At 70.7% G+C, this 14,388-nt stretch carries 14 protein-coding genes; 9 read left to right on the top strand and 5 right to left on the bottom strand.

What is annotated here, in order from left to right; genetic code table 11:
• Nucleotides 1-51: 51 nt before the first annotated feature.
• The 3 genes from LPN01_RS14195 to LPN01_RS14185 are packed head-to-tail and all read left to right on the top strand — an operon-like array spanning nt 52 to nt 3,055.
• Complete coding sequence (locus LPN01_RS14195; protein WP_262829071.1) at nt 52-1,563, top strand: sensor histidine kinase; 1,512 nt, start codon at nt 52-54, stop codon at nt 1,561-1,563.
• Nucleotides 1,560-2,009 carry a response regulator gene (locus LPN01_RS14190; protein WP_262829070.1) on the top strand — a complete coding sequence of 150 codons (450 nt, stop codon included), beginning with the start codon at nt 1,560-1,562 and terminating at the stop codon, nt 2,007-2,009. The genes LPN01_RS14195 and LPN01_RS14190 overlap by 4 nt, the downstream gene beginning before the upstream one ends.
• 2 nt (nt 2,010-2,011) lie before the next feature.
• Complete coding sequence (locus LPN01_RS14185; RefSeq protein ID WP_262829113.1) at nt 2,012-3,055, top strand: sensor histidine kinase; 1,044 nt, start codon at nt 2,012-2,014, stop codon at nt 3,053-3,055.
• 61 nt (nt 3,056-3,116) lie between these two features.
• Here the strand turns inward: LPN01_RS14185 and LPN01_RS14180 are convergent, their stop codons facing one another.
• The gene (locus LPN01_RS14180) at nt 3,117-3,587 is read right to left on the bottom strand and encodes a DUF1440 domain-containing protein (RefSeq protein ID WP_262829069.1); all 471 of its coding nucleotides are present in this window, start codon (nt 3,585-3,587) and stop codon (nt 3,117-3,119) included.
• A 72-nt stretch (nt 3,588-3,659) separates the two neighbouring features.
• Nucleotides 3,660-4,403, bottom strand: coding sequence for a class I SAM-dependent methyltransferase (locus tag LPN01_RS14175; protein WP_262829068.1), 744 nt, complete (start codon nt 4,401-4,403; stop codon nt 3,660-3,662).
• A gap of 50 nt (nt 4,404-4,453) precedes the next feature.
• Here LPN01_RS14175 and LPN01_RS14170 point away from each other — a divergent pair, with 50 nt between their 5' ends.
• The 4 genes from LPN01_RS14170 to LPN01_RS14155 all read left to right on the top strand — a co-directional run bounded on the left by LPN01_RS14170 (nt 4,454) and on the right by LPN01_RS14155 (nt 9,223).
• Entirely contained in the window at nt 4,454-5,314 is an 861-nt protein-coding gene (locus LPN01_RS14170; RefSeq protein WP_262829067.1) for an oxygenase MpaB family protein, read from the top strand.
• Nucleotides 5,315-5,421: 107 nt separating this feature from the next.
• A complete protein-coding gene (locus tag LPN01_RS14165) occupies nt 5,422-6,963 on the top strand; it encodes a DUF4173 domain-containing protein (RefSeq protein WP_262829066.1) in 1,542 nt (513 codons plus the stop codon).
• On the top strand, nt 6,960-7,673 hold the full coding sequence (locus LPN01_RS14160) for a response regulator transcription factor (protein ID WP_262829065.1): 714 nt from the start codon (nt 6,960-6,962) through the stop codon (nt 7,671-7,673). Before LPN01_RS14165 ends, LPN01_RS14160 begins: the two co-directional genes overlap by 4 nt.
• Nucleotides 7,670-9,223 (top strand): sensor histidine kinase, encoded by a 1,554-nt coding sequence (locus LPN01_RS14155; RefSeq protein ID WP_262829064.1) that lies wholly within the window; start codon nt 7,670-7,672, stop codon nt 9,221-9,223. Before LPN01_RS14160 ends, LPN01_RS14155 begins: the two co-directional genes overlap by 4 nt.
• Before the next feature lie 45 nt (nt 9,224-9,268).
• Here the strand turns inward: LPN01_RS14155 and LPN01_RS14150 are convergent, their stop codons facing one another.
• The 3 genes from LPN01_RS14150 to LPN01_RS14140 all read right to left on the bottom strand — a co-directional run bounded on the left by LPN01_RS14150 (nt 9,269) and on the right by LPN01_RS14140 (nt 12,491).
• Complete coding sequence (locus LPN01_RS14150) at nt 9,269-11,233, bottom strand: CocE/NonD family hydrolase (protein ID WP_262829063.1); 1,965 nt, start codon at nt 11,231-11,233, stop codon at nt 9,269-9,271.
• A 72-nt stretch (nt 11,234-11,305) separates the two neighbouring features.
• Nucleotides 11,306-11,791: a MarR family winged helix-turn-helix transcriptional regulator gene (locus tag LPN01_RS14145; RefSeq protein ID WP_262829062.1), complete on the bottom strand. Its 486-nt coding sequence runs from the start codon at nt 11,789-11,791 to the stop codon at nt 11,306-11,308.
• 88 nt (nt 11,792-11,879) lie between these two features.
• Nucleotides 11,880-12,491 (bottom strand): class I SAM-dependent methyltransferase, encoded by a 612-nt coding sequence (locus tag LPN01_RS14140; protein ID WP_262829061.1) that lies wholly within the window; start codon nt 12,489-12,491, stop codon nt 11,880-11,882.
• Between the two features lie 181 nt (nt 12,492-12,672).
• On the opposite strand from LPN01_RS14140, the gene LPN01_RS14135 reads away from it, so the two are divergent.
• Together LPN01_RS14135 and LPN01_RS14130 are read left to right on the top strand one after the other, a co-directional pair.
• Nucleotides 12,673-12,996, top strand: a complete 324-nt coding sequence (locus LPN01_RS14135) for an antibiotic biosynthesis monooxygenase family protein (RefSeq protein ID WP_262829060.1) — start codon at nt 12,673-12,675, stop codon at nt 12,994-12,996.
• An 86-nt stretch (nt 12,997-13,082) separates the two neighbouring features.
• A complete protein-coding gene (locus tag LPN01_RS14130; RefSeq protein WP_262829112.1) occupies nt 13,083-14,333 on the top strand; it encodes an MFS transporter in 1,251 nt (416 codons plus the stop codon).
• Nucleotides 14,334-14,388 lie beyond the last annotated feature (55 nt).

Here is a 14,388-nt window from a genome sequence, read left to right as displayed (position 1 = left end):
CGGTAGGTCGCACCGCTGGCGTAACGACCTCCGCTCGCCTAAAGGCGGTATGTGATTACCACGGTGCGCAACAGGTTCGTCGTTTCGGAAGGCCGCTTCGGGCGGGTGCTCGTCACGTTCATGGCGCTGGGTTTCCTGGCGCTGGTCGGCGCCGGCATCGCCGCCGGCTGGGCGACGTCGCGCAACGCGGATTATACCCGCTGGGTCAACCACACGTATGAAGTCGAGCTGTCGGTCAGCAACGCGCGGCGGCTGATCGAACAGGGCGAGGCGTCGCGGCGCGGCTATCTGCTCACCGGCAACGTCGAATATCGCGATGCCTACCGGCGCTGGGCTGCGTCGCTGACCCCCGCGCTGGTCCGCCTGCAACGCCTGACCCGCGACAATCCGCGCCAGGTGGCCGCGCTGCGCGTGCTGCGGACGGAGATCGCCGCATTGCTCGTCCAGCGCGGCCGGACGATGGCGCTGATCGACGCCGGCCGGATCGAGGCCGCGACCGCGCTGTTCCGCGGCGAGGCGAGCGTGCGACGGCTCGCCGTCATCCGCAACGCGTTCGAGGGGATGGCCGTCACCGAGCGGCGGCTGCTCGAACAGCGCGACGCCGCGCAACGGGCGAACGTGCGCGCCTTCTATGTGATCCTTGCCATCGCCGCGGTGCTGCTCGCCTTCGTGGCGCTGGCGTCGTTGCTGACCGTGCTGCGCTACACCCGCGACCTGTCGCAGTCGCGCGACACGCTGCGCGATTTCAACGCCCGGCTGGAAGAGACGGTGAGCGAGCGCACCGCCGACCTCAGCCGTGCGAACGAAGAGATCCAGCGCTTCGCCTATATCGTCAGCCACGACCTGCGCTCGCCGCTGGTCAACGTGATGGGCTTCACCGCCGAACTGTCCGCCGCGACCACGCCGCTCACCGAGATGCTCGACCGGGCGGAGGCGGAATGCCCCGGAATCGTCAGGGAGGACGCGCGGCTCGCGGTGCGCGAGGACCTGCCCGAGGCGATCGGCTTCATCCGCACCTCGACCCAGAAGATGGACCGGCTCATCAACGCCATCCTGAAGCTGTCGCGCGAGGGCCGCCGCGTCATCACCCCCGAACCGATCGATCCCGCCGCGGTGACCGAGACGATCGCGGGATCGATCCGCCACCTGCTCGACGACCGCGGCGTGACGCTGGCCGTGGAGCGGCCGATCCCGGGCCTCGTCACCGACCGGGTCGCGCTGGAACAGATCCTGTCCAACCTGATCGAGAATGCGACGAAATACCTCCAGCCCGGTCGCCCTGGCACGATCACCGTATCGGGCGAATCGCGGCGCGACCGCGTGATCCTGTCGGTCGCTGACAACGGCCGCGGCATCGATCCGCGCGACCACCAGCGCATCTTCGACCTGTTCCGCCGCTCGGGCCAGCAGGACCAGCCGGGCGAGGGCATCGGGCTGGCGCACGTCCGGGCGCTGGCCTATCGTCTCGGCGGGACGATCGACGTCGACAGCGCGCTCGGCCGGGGTTCGACCTTCCGCATCAACCTTCCCAAAGCCTTTGACGTGCAGGACAGCCCATCATGAACGCCCCCCATCAATCCGTCGGCATCGTCATGATCGAGGACGACGAGGGCCATGCCCGGCTGATCGAGAAGAACATCCGTCGCGCGGGCATCCTGAACGACATCAAGCATTTCACCGATGGCACGCAGGCACTCCACTATCTGTTCGAGGCCGCCGACGGCCCCGCGAAGAGCGGCCCGGCGCTGGTCCTGCTCGACCTCAACCTGCCCGACATGAGCGGCACCGACATCCTGGCGCAGATCAAGGCGGAGGGCAGCGCGCTGAAGCGCACGCCCGTCGTCGTGCTGACCACGACGGACGACAAGATCGAGATCCAGCGCTGCTACGACCTCGGTTGCAACGTCTACATCACCAAGCCGGTCAATTACGAAAGCTTCGCACAGGCGATCCGCCAGCTCGGCCTGTTCCTGTCGGTGATCCAGGTGCCCGAGGTCGAGGAGCACTGATCCTGACCGACGCCCCCGCCCCACCGAGCGTTCTGTACATCGACGACGACGACGGCATCCGCCGGCTCGCCGCGCGCGCGCTGACCCGCCGCGGCTATCGCGTGACGATGGCGGAAAGCGGTGCGGAGGGCGTCGTGCTCGCGGCGTCGCAGCCGTTCGATCTGGTCGCGGTCGACCATTACATGCCGGGCATGGACGGGCTGGAGACGCTGGAACGGCTGAGCGCGCTGCCCTCGCCGCCGCCGGTCGTCTATGTCACCGGATCGGACGAGGGCCGCATCGCGGTCGCCGCGCTGAAGGCGGGCGCCGCGGACTATGTCGTCAAGACGGTGGGCGAGGACTTCTTCGACCTGCTCGCGGCAAGCTTCGGTCAGGTGCTCGACCGCAGCCGGCTGGCGCAGGAGAAGGCGCGCGCCGAAGAGGATCTGCGCGCCAGCAACGCGCGGCTCGAGGCGCTGCTGGGCGAAGTGAACCACCGCGTCGCCAATTCGCTGCAACTGGTGTCGGCGATGGTGCGGTTGCAGGCCGGCGCGCTCGCCGATCCGGCCGCGCGCGCTGCGCTCGACGACACGCAACGGCGGATCGGCGCGATCGCACAGGTTCATCGCCGCCTCTATTCGGCGAGCGACGTCGAGAGCGTCGACATGCGCGATTACCTGGGGTCGCTGATCGAGGAACTGGCCGCGACGCTGTCGTCCGACGCCGCACCGCACGCGCTGCGCCTCGCCGCCGAACCGATCCGCCTGTCGACCGACAAGGCGGTGTCGCTGGGCGTGATCGTGACCGAACTCGTCACCAATGCCTGCAAATACGCCTATCCGACCGGCACCGGCGGCGAGATCCGGGTGATGCTGGCGCTGGAAGGCACCGACCTGTTCCTGCTCGCGGTCGAGGACGACGGCTGCGGCATGCCGGAAGCCGCGGCGCCGAAGGGCACCGGCCTCGGCACCAAGCTCATTCGGGCGATGGCGCAGAGCCTCCAGACAATCGTCGAATACGAGCCGCGCGACCACGGCGTCCGCGCGACGCTGCGCGCGGCGATCTGACCGCGTTTCGCGGCGCCGGCCGGTCGCCGCCCGCGATGACGGCTCGCGCGACGGCCGGCCTTTACAGCGCCGCCGCCGCGCGGCGCGTGCCCTCGAGTGCCAGACCGAATACCGCGTGGCTGGCGAGGCCATAGGCATGCGTCGCCGGCGGCGTGTCGACGGGTGACGGACCCCAGCCCATCGCGGGCACCACCGCATCGTCAAGCACCGTCGCGGTGGCCAGCCCGAACGCCAGCCCGAACCCGGTGCCCACCGCCGGCCAGCGCCGCACCGCCAGCGCATAGCCCGCGCCGAGCGCCGCGCCGGTGGCGTAATGGACCAGCACGCCCGCCTTTTCGCGATGCTTCTGGGTCACCGGGGTCGCACCGACCAGCGCCTTGGCGCTGTCCGCCGCCTTCACCGTGGCGGGATCGTCGTTGCTACCGCCCTGGCCGAACGCCGGCGCCGCCGCTTTCTGGAACAGGTCCATCGCCAGGCTGGCGATCAACCCGCCGGCTACACCGGCGGCGAGGGTCTGGGTCACGGACGGCATTGGCATTTCTCCCGAATCTCCCGCCCCAACGCGCGCGCGCGGATGCGGGTCCGGTTCGGGAGCGCCCGCCGCCTAGGGCTTGCGGAACTTGAGCACGAACTGGTCGGTCCTGCCACGGATCGCCGGGTCGAAGACGTTCTTGCCGTGATCGTCCGCCGGATTGGCGAGCACCTTGCTGGCACCGGCGAACCGGAACCCCGCCGCCTCGACCTGGCTGCGCACCGCCGCCGGATCGATGCGGTGCCGCGTCTCGGTGCCCGTCAGGCCGGTGCCGGGCGCATCCGCATGGTCGATCACGACATACGTCCCGCCCTTCTTCAGCAGCTTGAACACCGCCGCGTCGAACGCGCGCAGCGCCGGTTCGCCCGCGCCCTTGTTGGGAATGTCGTGATAGTTCTGCACCGTCCAGAACAGGTCGACCGGCGCAGGCGCGGTCGGCAGGTTGGTCGGTTGCACCTGTGCCGTCACGTTGGCGAGGCCCCGCGCCTGCAACGCCGGCAGGCTCTTTTCGGCGTATTTCGCGCCCGCGGCGGGCCACAGCGCATAGACCTTGCCCTTCGCGCCGACGATGCCGGTGAAGATGCGCGTCCAATAGCCGCTGCCCGGCAGGTAATCGACCACCGTGTCGCCCGGCTTCACCCCCGAAAAGGCGAGCACGGCCGCCGCCGCGCGCCGGGTGTCGTCGCCGGCCTGGTCGGCGCGGTCGGGATCGGCGAGCGCCCGGGTGATCGCCGGGCCCGCCGGCGCCGCCCTGTCCTGCGCCAGCACCGCGGTGGTCATCGCCGCTGCCGCGATCATCGATACTGCCAGGCGCATCCTTCGTCTCCCCTCGGTGGTTCCATACCGACCTATACGAGATTGGCAGCATGGGCGATCTTCGCGACACGATCCAGGGACAGGTGCATCGGCTGGTCGGATTCGGCGACGGCACGGTCGACCTCACGCGGCCGCCGGGCGACGACGGGCTGTTCGGGCCGGGATCGGCCGCTTGGGTCGTTCACGGCGATTTCACCGCGATGATGGCGGGCGGAGTCGCGGCGCTGCTGCTCCAGATGCTGCACCCCGGCGCGCTTGCCGGCGTGTGGGACCATTCCAGCTTCCACCGCGACATGCTCGGCCGGCTGCGGCGGACGGCGCAATTCATCTCGGGCACGACCTATGGCGCGACCGCCACCGCCGAATCGCTGATCGACCGGGTGCGCACGATCCACGATCGCGTCGCCGGCACGCTGCCCGACGGCACGCCATACAGTGCCAACGATCCCGAGCTGCTGACCTGGGTCCATGTCGCCGAGGTCGCGAGCTTCCTCGCCGCGCATCGCCGCTATCGCGACCCCGCCTATCCGGTGGCGGAACAGGACCGCTACCTCGCCGAATATGCGGTGGTGGCCGAACGGCTCGGCGCCACCGCGGTGCCGAAATCGGTCGCAGCGGTCGACGCCTATCTGGCCGCGATCCGGCCGCGCCTGCGCGCCGATCACCGCACCCGCGAGGTCGCGCGCGCGCTGCTGCGCCAGCCGCCGTCGAGCCGTGCGATGGCGCCGGCGCAGACGGTGCTGATGGAGGGCGGGATCGACCTGCTGCCGGCGTGGGCGGCGCGCATGCACGGGCTCGACCGGCCCGCGGTCGCCCGGCCGGCGGTGCGGGCGGGGATGGCCGGCATCGGATCGGTGCTCCGCTGGGCGCTGCGCGACGGATCGGCCCGCCGCGCTGCGCGCGAGGGATAGGCTGCACCGGATCTGCACCGAATACCCGCCACGTCCGGGCGGGGGATGCCGCCACCACTCGATCACGCCACGTCATCACCGACGCTTCCGGACATGGAGGCAGGGACATGACACGAACGGGCACGGCGATGCCGCTCGCCGCAAAGGTCGCGGCGGCGGCAGGGGTGGTGGGGATCGCGGAAACGATCTTTGATCCCGACAGCGCGATCGGCAGCGTGCTCGGGCTGCTGGCGCTGGCCGCGATCGTGGCGCTGGTATCGACCCGGCCGGTCGTGCTGCGGCACGGGCCGTCGCGGATCGCGGCGCTGGCGGCGGCGGGCTATGCCATGGTGCTGGTCGACGATCCCAACCCGCTTGCGCTGCTGCTGTTCGCGATCGCGCTCTCGCTGGCGACGCTGCTGCCGCACCGCAGTTTCGACCATGCGCTGCGCTGGGTGCCGCGGCTGGTCCGGCATGCGCTGTCCGCGGTGCCGCGGCTGTGGCGCGACCTTGCCTGGGCCGGCGCCGCGCGGCGCCGGAAGCATGGCGAAACCGCGGGGCCGCGCGCGATCGCCGCGATGCTGGTGCTGCCGGTGGTCGGCGGCGGCCTGTTCCTGACGCTGTTCGCCAGTGCCAACCCGCTGATCGATCGCGCGCTTGCGACGATGGTGCTGCCCGATCTCGGCACGACGATCTGGCGGGTCGCGATCGGCGGGATCGTGTTCACCGCCATCTGGGCGACGCTGCGCCCGCGCCTGCCCGTCGCCACGCCGGGTGACGCGCTCGATCCGGTCATACGCATCATGCCGGGGACGACGACGCTGGTGCTGTCGCTGGCGACGTTCAACGCGATCTTCGCGGTGCAGAACGTGCTCGACCTCGCTTTCCTGTGGAGCGGCGCGGGGCTGCCCGCCGGGGTCACGATGGCGGACTATGCGCATCGCGGCGCCTATGCGCTGATCGTCACCGCGCTGCTCGCCGGCGTGTTCGTGCTCGCGACGCTGCGCCCCGGCAGCGCCGCCGCGGCGAGCCCCGCGATCCGCCGGCTGGTCACCGTCTGGATCGCGCAGAACCTGCTGCTCGTCGCCTCCAGCGCGCTGCGGCTGGTCGATTACGTCGCGGCCTATTCGCTGACGACGCTGCGCCTCGCGGCGATGGCGTGGATGGCGCTGGTGGGGATCGGCCTCGCACTGATCCTCTGGCGTCTGCTGCGCGCGCGATCGGCGGCGTGGCTCGTCAACGCCAACGCGCTTAGCGCCGCGCTGGTGCTCGGCGGGGCGAGCATCGTCGACCTCGGCGCGAGCGCCGCGGCATGGAATGTGCACGTCGCGCTGGCGCAGGGCCGGGCGGGGCCGCCGCTCGACCTGTGCTATCTGGCCCGACTCGGGCCGCAGGGGCTGGTGGCACTGGCGCGGCTCGAACGCCATGCGAAGGACGCGACAGTTCGCGACCGCATCGCCTTCCTGCGCTGGCAGACGCAGGCGGGCATGCTCGAAACGCAGCGCGACTGGCGCGGCTGGACGGCGCGCGATGCCCGCCGCCTCGGCCAGGCGGGCGCGATGGTCGGCGCCGAGCCGCAGCGGCTGCGCCCGGCGCCCGATGGTCGCGGCTGCGACGGCCGCATCGTCCCCCCGCCCGCAACGCGGTTGACGAACGGAGCGCAACGATGATCCTGTGTCCGATGCCGCGCACCGTCCTGATCGTCGACGACGACCCCCATATCCGCCAGCTGCTCGTCTTCGCGCTGCAAAAGGCCGGACTCGACACGATCGAGGCGGGCGATGGCGAGGCGGGGCTGGCGCTCGCCGGCGCGCATCGCCCCAGTCTCGTCATCCTCGACATCAACATGCCGCGGATGGACGGGCTGGAGGTCTGCCGCCGGCTGCGCGCGGACGGCGACGTGCCGATCCTGTTCCTGTCGAGCCGGGACGACGAGATCGATCGCGTGCTCGGCATCGAGCTGGGCGCGGACGATTACGTCACAAAGCCGTTTTCCCCGCGCGAGGTGGTGGCGCGGGTGATGGCGATCCTGCGCCGCACCGCCGCGCGCCCGCCCGCGATCGAGGATGGCCGCGGGCTCGAGCACGGCCGGCTGCGGCTCGACCTCGACGGCTGGCGCGCGCTGTGGGGCGGGGCGGAGGTGGGGCTGACCGTCACCGAATTCTCGATCCTGCGGCTGCTCGCGTCGATGCCGGCCAAGGTGTTCAGCCGGGACGCGATCATCGACCGGCTGCACGGTCCCGGTTTCGCGATCACCGACCGGACGATCGACAGCCACATCCGCAACCTGCGCCACAAGTTCGCCGCTGCCGGCGGCGGCGACCTGATCGAGACGCGACCCGGCATCGGCTATCGCCTGGGCGCCTGCGGCGAGGGATGATCGCCGCCCTGCGACCCTGGGTGCGGCGGCACTGGCCGCGGCTGCGGTTACGCACGATCCTGTTCGCGACGCTGTTCCTCGTCGCGGCGCTGCCGGGGTTCGGCGCGGTGTTCCTGCGCGTCTATGAAAACACGCTCGTCCGCCAGACCGAGGCGGAGCTGGTCGCGCAAGGGGCCGCGCTCGCTGCCGCAACCGCGGCGCAATGGCCGGGCGCGACCGGCGGCGCGCTTTATCCACGGCAGCCGGTGCCGCCGGACGACGGCGTCGACCTCAGCCTGACGCCGATCCTGCCCGAGCGGCCGGCGCCGGCGCGGGCGCAGGCCGTGGCACCCGATGCCGTCGCCGCCGCGCCGCGGCTGGCGCCGATCCTGCGCGCGACGCGGATGACGACGCTGGCGGGGATCCGGCTGCTCGATGCGCGCGGCACGATCGTCGGGACGGGCGCGACCGGTGGCAGCTATGCCGCCCTGCCCGAGGTCGCGGCGGCGTTGCACGGCCGACCGCAGACGGTGCTGCGCCGCAACGGCGCCTATCGGGCGGTCTATCGCTTCGAATGGCTGTCGCGCGCCGCCGCGATCCGCGTCCACCACGCCCGGCCGATCGTCGTCGGCGGGCGCGTCGTCGGCGTGCTGCTGCTGTCGCGATCCGCGCGCGCCCTGTTCCGCGGATTGTACGAGGATCGCGGCAAGATCGCGATTGGCATCGCCGCGATCTTCGCGTTGCTCGTCGTGCTGAGCGGCGTGATCTCGCGCGGGGTGACGCGGCCGATCGAACGGCTGGGCCAGGCAACGCGGGCGGTCGCGAGCGGCCGCGGCAGCGTCCCCGAGGTGCCGCCGACCGCCGCGGTCGAGATCCAGGGCCTCTACGCCGATTTCGCGGCGATGACCGCCGCGATCGACCACCGGTCCCGCTACCTGCGCGATTTCGCTTATGCGGTCAGCCACGAATTCAAGACGCCGCTGGCCGGCATCCGCGGCGCGATCGAGCTGATGCAGGACCATCCCGACATGGCCGCGGCGGACCGCCGCCGCTTCCTCGCCAATGCCGACGCCGACGCCGGCCGGCTGGCGCTGCTCGTCACGCGGCTGCTCGAGCTGGCGCGGGCGGACATGGCGGCGCCCGCCGACGATGCGACCGATCCGGCGCCGGTCGTCGCCCGCACCGCCGACGCATGGCGCGGCGAAGGGCTGGCGATCGCCGTGACGTGGGCCGCGACGCCGCCGCCGGTCGCTTTGCCCGCCGCGACGATCGAGACCGCGCTGGCGACGCTGTTCGACAATGCGCGCCAGGCCGGGGCCGGCCGGGTGCAGGTCACCGGCACGATCGGCGCCGCGGTCGTCCTCCACGTTGCCGACGACGGCCCCGGCATCGCGCCCGCCGACGCCGCCCGCCTGTTCGAACCCTTCTTCACCACCCGCCGCGCCGAGGGCGGCACGGGCCTCGGCCTGTCGATCGCGCGATCGCTGCTGGAGGCGGGGGGCGGCACGATCGACCGGGTCGCGGCACCGGCCACGACCTTCGTCGTCACCCTGCCCCGCGCCGCGGACTGACGGCGCCGGTCACCGGGACGGTCACCGGGCCGGTTACCGGGACGGTTACCGGGCCTGCGGCTGCGCCACCGGCACCACCGGCAGCAGCACCGCGCTGGGCGTCGCGCCGCCGCGGCGCAGCGTTACCGTCGCCTTGCGATAATCCCCCGGCCTGGCGAAGAAGATGTTGGGCACATAGGTTTGCGGATTGCGGTCATAGAGCGGGAACAGGCTCGACTGCACCTGCACCATCACCCGGTGCCCCGGCTGGAAGACGTGGTTCACCGTCGGCAGGCGGAATTTGTAATGCTGCACCTTGCCGGCGGGGATCGCGGACGGCTTCGCGAAGCTGTCGCGATAGCGGCCGCGGAAGATGTCGAGGCTGATCGGCAGCTGGTATCCGCCCATCTTGGGATCGGTCGCATTCTCGGCCGGGAAGACATCGATCACCTTCACCACGAAATCGCCGTCGGTGCCGGTCGTCGCGGCATAGATATCGGCGATCGGCGCGCCCGACACGCGCATCGGCGCGGTGAGCACCGGCGTCGTATAGGTCATCACGTCGGGCCGGCCGTCGGCGTGGCGCTGGTCGCTGACCAGCCAGTCGCCCCAGCGGCCGTCGTTGAAATTGACCGGCCGCGGCAGGTGCGGCACCGGCTTGGCGGGATCCGAGACGTAGCTGTCGCCGCCCGCCGCACCCTTGGCGAAGCCGAGCCCGCCGTCCGCCTGGAGGTAGATCGGCTTCAACGACGCCGCGCAGCCGGTCTCGCAGGCGAGCGGCCAGTTGGCGAGGCGATCCCAATGGTTCTCGCCGGTGTTGTAGATCGCCGCGGCGGGCAGGTTCGCGGCCGGCCCGTCCTTCAGATACTGGTCGAACAGCGGCAGCACCATCTGTTCGCGGAATTGGGCGGCGGTGTCGCCGTTCCACTGGAACGGCCCCAGGCTGCGCCCCTCGCGGTTGACCTGGCTGTGCCGCCACGGCCCCATCACCAGGAAATTGTTGCCGATCTTGCCCTTCGCCTTGAGCGCTTCCCAGCTGGTGATCGCGCCGTACATATCCTCCTGGTCCCACAATCCCTGTTCCCAGATCGTCGGCACGTTGGAGGGATTGGCGGCGAGCATCGTGTCGAGCGCCTGCCCCTGCCAGAACGCATCATAGGCCGGGTGCTGCGACATCCGCGTCCAATAGGGCAGTTGGTCGTAGCCCGACTTCTTCGCCCAGTCGCCCGCCGATCCGACCTCGCGGAAATTGTCGTAATCGTCCCAGCCGCCGGTCGGCGGCACGGTGCCGCCGCCCTTGTAACCGGTCTGTCCCCCCAGCCATGCGATATTGGCGAGGCGGAAGGCGCCATAATGGAACCAGTCGTCGCCCATCCAGCCGTCGATCATCGGCGATTCGGGCGCCGCGACCTTCAGCGCGGGATGCGGCGCGAGCAGCGCCATGACGACCGTGAACCCTTCGTAGGACGATCCGATCATGCCGACGCGGCCGTTCGACTGGGGCAGGTTCGCCTTGTTCACCAGCCAGTCGATCGTGTCATAGGCGTCGGTGACGTGGTCGACCTTCGTCGGATTGAGCGGCCCGATCACCGGCCGGGTCACGACATAATCGCCCTCCGACCCGTATTTGCCGCGCACGTCCTGATAGACGCGGATGTAGCCGCCGCGCACGAACGCCTCGTCGGCGAGCGGCAGCGTCGCGAGCATCGACGCGCTGGTACTGCGGCTGGCGCGCGCCTTGGCGTTGTAGGGCGTGCGGGTCAGCACGATCGGGGCGTTGGTCGCGCCCTTGGGGATGACGATGACGGTGTACAGCTTCGTCCCGTCGCGCATCGGGACCATGACCTCGCGCTTGATATAATCGTTGGCGGTATCGACCAGCCTGAACTGCGCGGGGATGTCGCCCGTCGGCGTCGTCTGGCCCGCGGCATCGCCGCCCGACGGCCGGGCCGGCGCCTTTTGCCGTTCCTGCGCCTGCACGCCTCCCGACAGCATGGCGATGGTGGTCAGGAGCAGGACGGAATGGCGCATGGGTGTCTCCGGCAGGAAGGATGACCTATGCTAGCGGCACCGGCCGCGCCGGCAAGCGGTTAACGCGGCGCGCTATCGCCCCAGCGCATCGACGTGGACGCGCGCCGCTTCGGGGATCAGCGCCTCCAATACGGTCCAATAGCCCGCGACCGCATCCTGCCCCGCGCACGAATAGGCCTTCGCCATCTTCTCGCGCTGCTCTTCGTACAACGACGTTTCCAGCACCACGCCGGCATCGGTCAGCCGCAGCAGGCGATGGCGGCGGTCGAGATCGCCGTGGCGCATCTGCACCAGTTCGCGGTCGACCAGATCCTTCATCACCCGGCCGAGCGATTGTTTGGTGACGCCGAGCAGCGTCAGCAATTCGCCGACCGTGATGTCGGGCTTGCGACCGATGAAATACATCGCGCGATGATGGGCGCGCCCCAGCCCGATCTCCGCCAGCTTTTCGTCGGCACTGCGCACGAAGCGGGACTGCGCGAAGATCATCAGCTCCATGCCGCGCCGAATCGCTGCATCATGCAGAAACAAGGCCGACGAGAGCTTCGGTGCGTCCATAACGGACGCGCTACCCTAGTATGCGATCGATTGAAAGACCGGATCGCAGGGCGACCGACAGAAACTGTCCCGTTCTGATCTTGGGTCCTCAGTCCTTCCAGGCCCAGTACAATTGCGCCGGCGGCACGTTCCACCATTCCATGTCGTGGTCGATCGTCTGGAAGTGCGGGGTCAGGAAGTCCTTCACCTTCGGCGAGAACTGGTAGACGAGAAAAGCGCCGCCCGGACGGATGACGCGATGCGTCGCCGATGCGATCGCCGGCCCCACGCCGGCGGGCAGGGTGGAGAAGGGCAGGCCCGACAGGACATAATCGGCATGGTCGTGGCCGTGTTCGCGCACGATCCGCTCGACGTCGGCCGCCGACCCCTCGACCGCGACGAAGCGCGAATCGGTGATCGTATGGTCGAGATAGCGGATGAAATCGCCGTTGGTGTCGATCGCGATCAGCGTCGCGTCGGGCGCCATCCGTTCGAGGATCGGGCGGCAGAAGGTGCCGACGCCGGGCCCGTATTCGACGAACAGCTTGCACGCGCCCCAGTCGACCGGGCTCAGCATCTTGCGGATCAGCTTGTCGGACGAGGGAATGATCGATCCCACCATCACCGGATGCTTCAGGAACCCCTGGAAGAACATCGCGACCGGACTCGGCACGCCGGCGGGACGGGTACGGCGCCGGGCGGCGGTGGTCGAACTGGGCATCGGAATCCTGTCGTTCTCGCGTGATCGTTCCGCGCGAACACGCGGGTGACTTCCCCGTGCCACGTTTCCCGAACGTCTTTCAAGACGTGCGGTTGCGTAAAGCAAGACGGTTCGTCGCGGCACGGCCCGCTTGCCCTGCGGAACGGCACGCCTAGGAAGGGCGGCGGAGGGAGACGATGGGATGCACGAGCGACGGGTCGGCGAGGTCGCGGTGATCTTCGTATCGCAGCGCAACGGCCGCGACGAGGCGGGCTATGCCGCCGCCGCCGCGGCGATGGATGCGCGCGCCGCGCGCCAGCCGGGCTATCGCGGCGTCGACGGCGCGCGGGGCGAAGACGGGCTGGGCATCACCGTCAGCTATTGGGCGGACGAGGCCGCAGCCACCGCCTGGCGCGACGATCCCGAGCATCGCGCGATCCGCGATGCGGGCCGCGGCCGGTGGTACGACGGCTATCGCGCGATCGTCTGCACCGTCACCCGCGCCTACGACTGGACCGCCGCGTGAGCGGCATCGCCGCCGATCGGGATGCCGCCACGCGACGGGGCCCCCGCCCCCGTCCCGGCGCCGGCATCGACCGCCGCTTCGCGCTGATGTTCCTCGTGATGCTGACGATCGCCGCGGGCAACACCGCGCTGCAATCGATCCTGCCGGCGCTCGGCCGATCGCTCGGGGTGGCGGACCGGGCGGTGGCGGCGGCCTTTTCGGTGTCGGCGCTGCTGTGGGTGATCGCAGCCCCCGTCTGGGCCAGCCGGTCCGACACGCGCGGGCGCCGTTCGATGATCCTGCTCGGCCTGGGCGGGTTCGCGGTGTCGCTCGGGCTGTGCGGCGTGTTCCTGGCCGCCGGCATCAACGGCTGGATCGGCGGCACCGCGGCGTTCGGCCTCTTCATCGCCGGGCGACTGATCTACGGCGCCTTCGGGTCCGCCGCACCGCCCGCCGTGCAGGCGCTCGTTGCCGGCGAAACGAGCCGCGAGGATCGCACCCGGGCGCTGACCCTGCTGGCGAGCGCATTCGGGCTCGGGACCATCCTCGGCCCGGCGGTGGCGCCCTACCTGCTGCTCGGCAGCGTGCGCGGAATCGAGATCGGTCTTGCCGGACCCGCCTTCGTCTTCGCGCTGTTCGGCGTGGCGGTGTGGACCACGGTGCGGCTGATGCTGCCCGACGACCGGACCGCGCCGCATCCCGAACACGGCGCCTCGTCCGCCTATCCGTCGATCGGCGGCGCCCCGACCGGTGCCAGCGTCACCGCCGCGACGCAGCCGCACGTCGAGCATGTCGGGTATCTCGACCCGCGCGTCCGCGCCTGGATGATCGCCGGGCTGGTGATGGGCCATGCGCAGGCGATGACGAGCCAGGCGATCGGGTTCCTCGTCATCGACCGGCTGGCCATCGCGCCCGCGCTGGCGCTGGAACCGACCGGGATCGTGCTGATGATGGGCGCAGGCGCTGCGCTGCTGGTGCAATGGGGCGTGATCCCGCTGCTCGGCCTAAGCCCGCGCCGGCTGGTGCTGGTCGGGCTCGTCCTCGCGGCGGCGGGCGTGGCGCTGACCGGGCTCGCGACGTCGCTGTACGGCATCGCCACCGCCTATGCGCTGGCCAACCTCGGCTTCGGCTTTACCCGGCCGGGGTTCACCGCGGGATCCAGCCTCGCGGTCGGCGCCGCGGCGCAGGGGTCGGTGGCGGGCAAGGTCACCAGCGTCAACGGCGCCAGCTTCGTGCTCGGCCCCTCGATCGGCGTCGGCCTGTACGAAATCGCCAGGCCGCTCCCCTATCTGGCCGCCGCCGCGGCGCTGACGATCTTGTTCGCCTATGCCTGGATCGCCCTGCGCGAGCGGGGGTAACGCGATCCGGAGCGGGCTTGGCGAGCGATGCGGTCCCGCAACACCGCGTCCGCCA

Source organism: Sphingomonas sp. A2-49 (genome assembly GCF_025548555.1).
Taxonomy (GTDB): Bacteria; Pseudomonadota; Alphaproteobacteria; order Sphingomonadales; family Sphingomonadaceae; genus Sphingomonas.
The sequence above is the reverse complement of the archived record's forward strand: the minus strand, read 5'-3'. Positions and strand labels throughout refer to the sequence as shown.

Coding starts and splice junctions, on each gene's coding strand:
- LPN01_RS14190 (WP_262829070.1), top strand. CDS start 1,560: ATGAACGCCCCCCATCAATCCGTCGGCATCGTCATGATCGAGGACGAC.
- LPN01_RS14180 (WP_262829069.1), bottom strand. CDS start 3,587: ATGCCGTCCGTGACCCAGACCCTCGCCGCCGGTGTAGCCGGCGGGTTG.
- LPN01_RS14175 (WP_262829068.1), bottom strand. CDS start 4,403: ATGCGCCTGGCAGTATCGATGATCGCGGCAGCGGCGATGACCACCGCG.
- LPN01_RS14170 (WP_262829067.1), top strand. CDS start 4,454: ATGGGCGATCTTCGCGACACGATCCAGGGACAGGTGCATCGGCTGGTC.
- LPN01_RS14165 (WP_262829066.1), top strand. CDS start 5,422: ATGACACGAACGGGCACGGCGATGCCGCTCGCCGCAAAGGTCGCGGCG.
- LPN01_RS14160 (WP_262829065.1), top strand. CDS start 6,960: ATGATCCTGTGTCCGATGCCGCGCACCGTCCTGATCGTCGACGACGAC.
- LPN01_RS14155 (WP_262829064.1), top strand. CDS start 7,670: ATGATCGCCGCCCTGCGACCCTGGGTGCGGCGGCACTGGCCGCGGCTG.
- LPN01_RS14150 (WP_262829063.1), bottom strand. CDS start 11,233: ATGCGCCATTCCGTCCTGCTCCTGACCACCATCGCCATGCTGTCGGGA.
- LPN01_RS14145 (WP_262829062.1), bottom strand. CDS start 11,791: ATGGACGCACCGAAGCTCTCGTCGGCCTTGTTTCTGCATGATGCAGCG.
- LPN01_RS14140 (WP_262829061.1), bottom strand. CDS start 12,491: ATGCCCAGTTCGACCACCGCCGCCCGGCGCCGTACCCGTCCCGCCGGC.
- LPN01_RS14135 (WP_262829060.1), top strand. CDS start 12,673: ATGCACGAGCGACGGGTCGGCGAGGTCGCGGTGATCTTCGTATCGCAG.
- LPN01_RS14130 (WP_262829112.1), top strand. CDS start 13,083: ATGTTCCTCGTGATGCTGACGATCGCCGCGGGCAACACCGCGCTGCAA.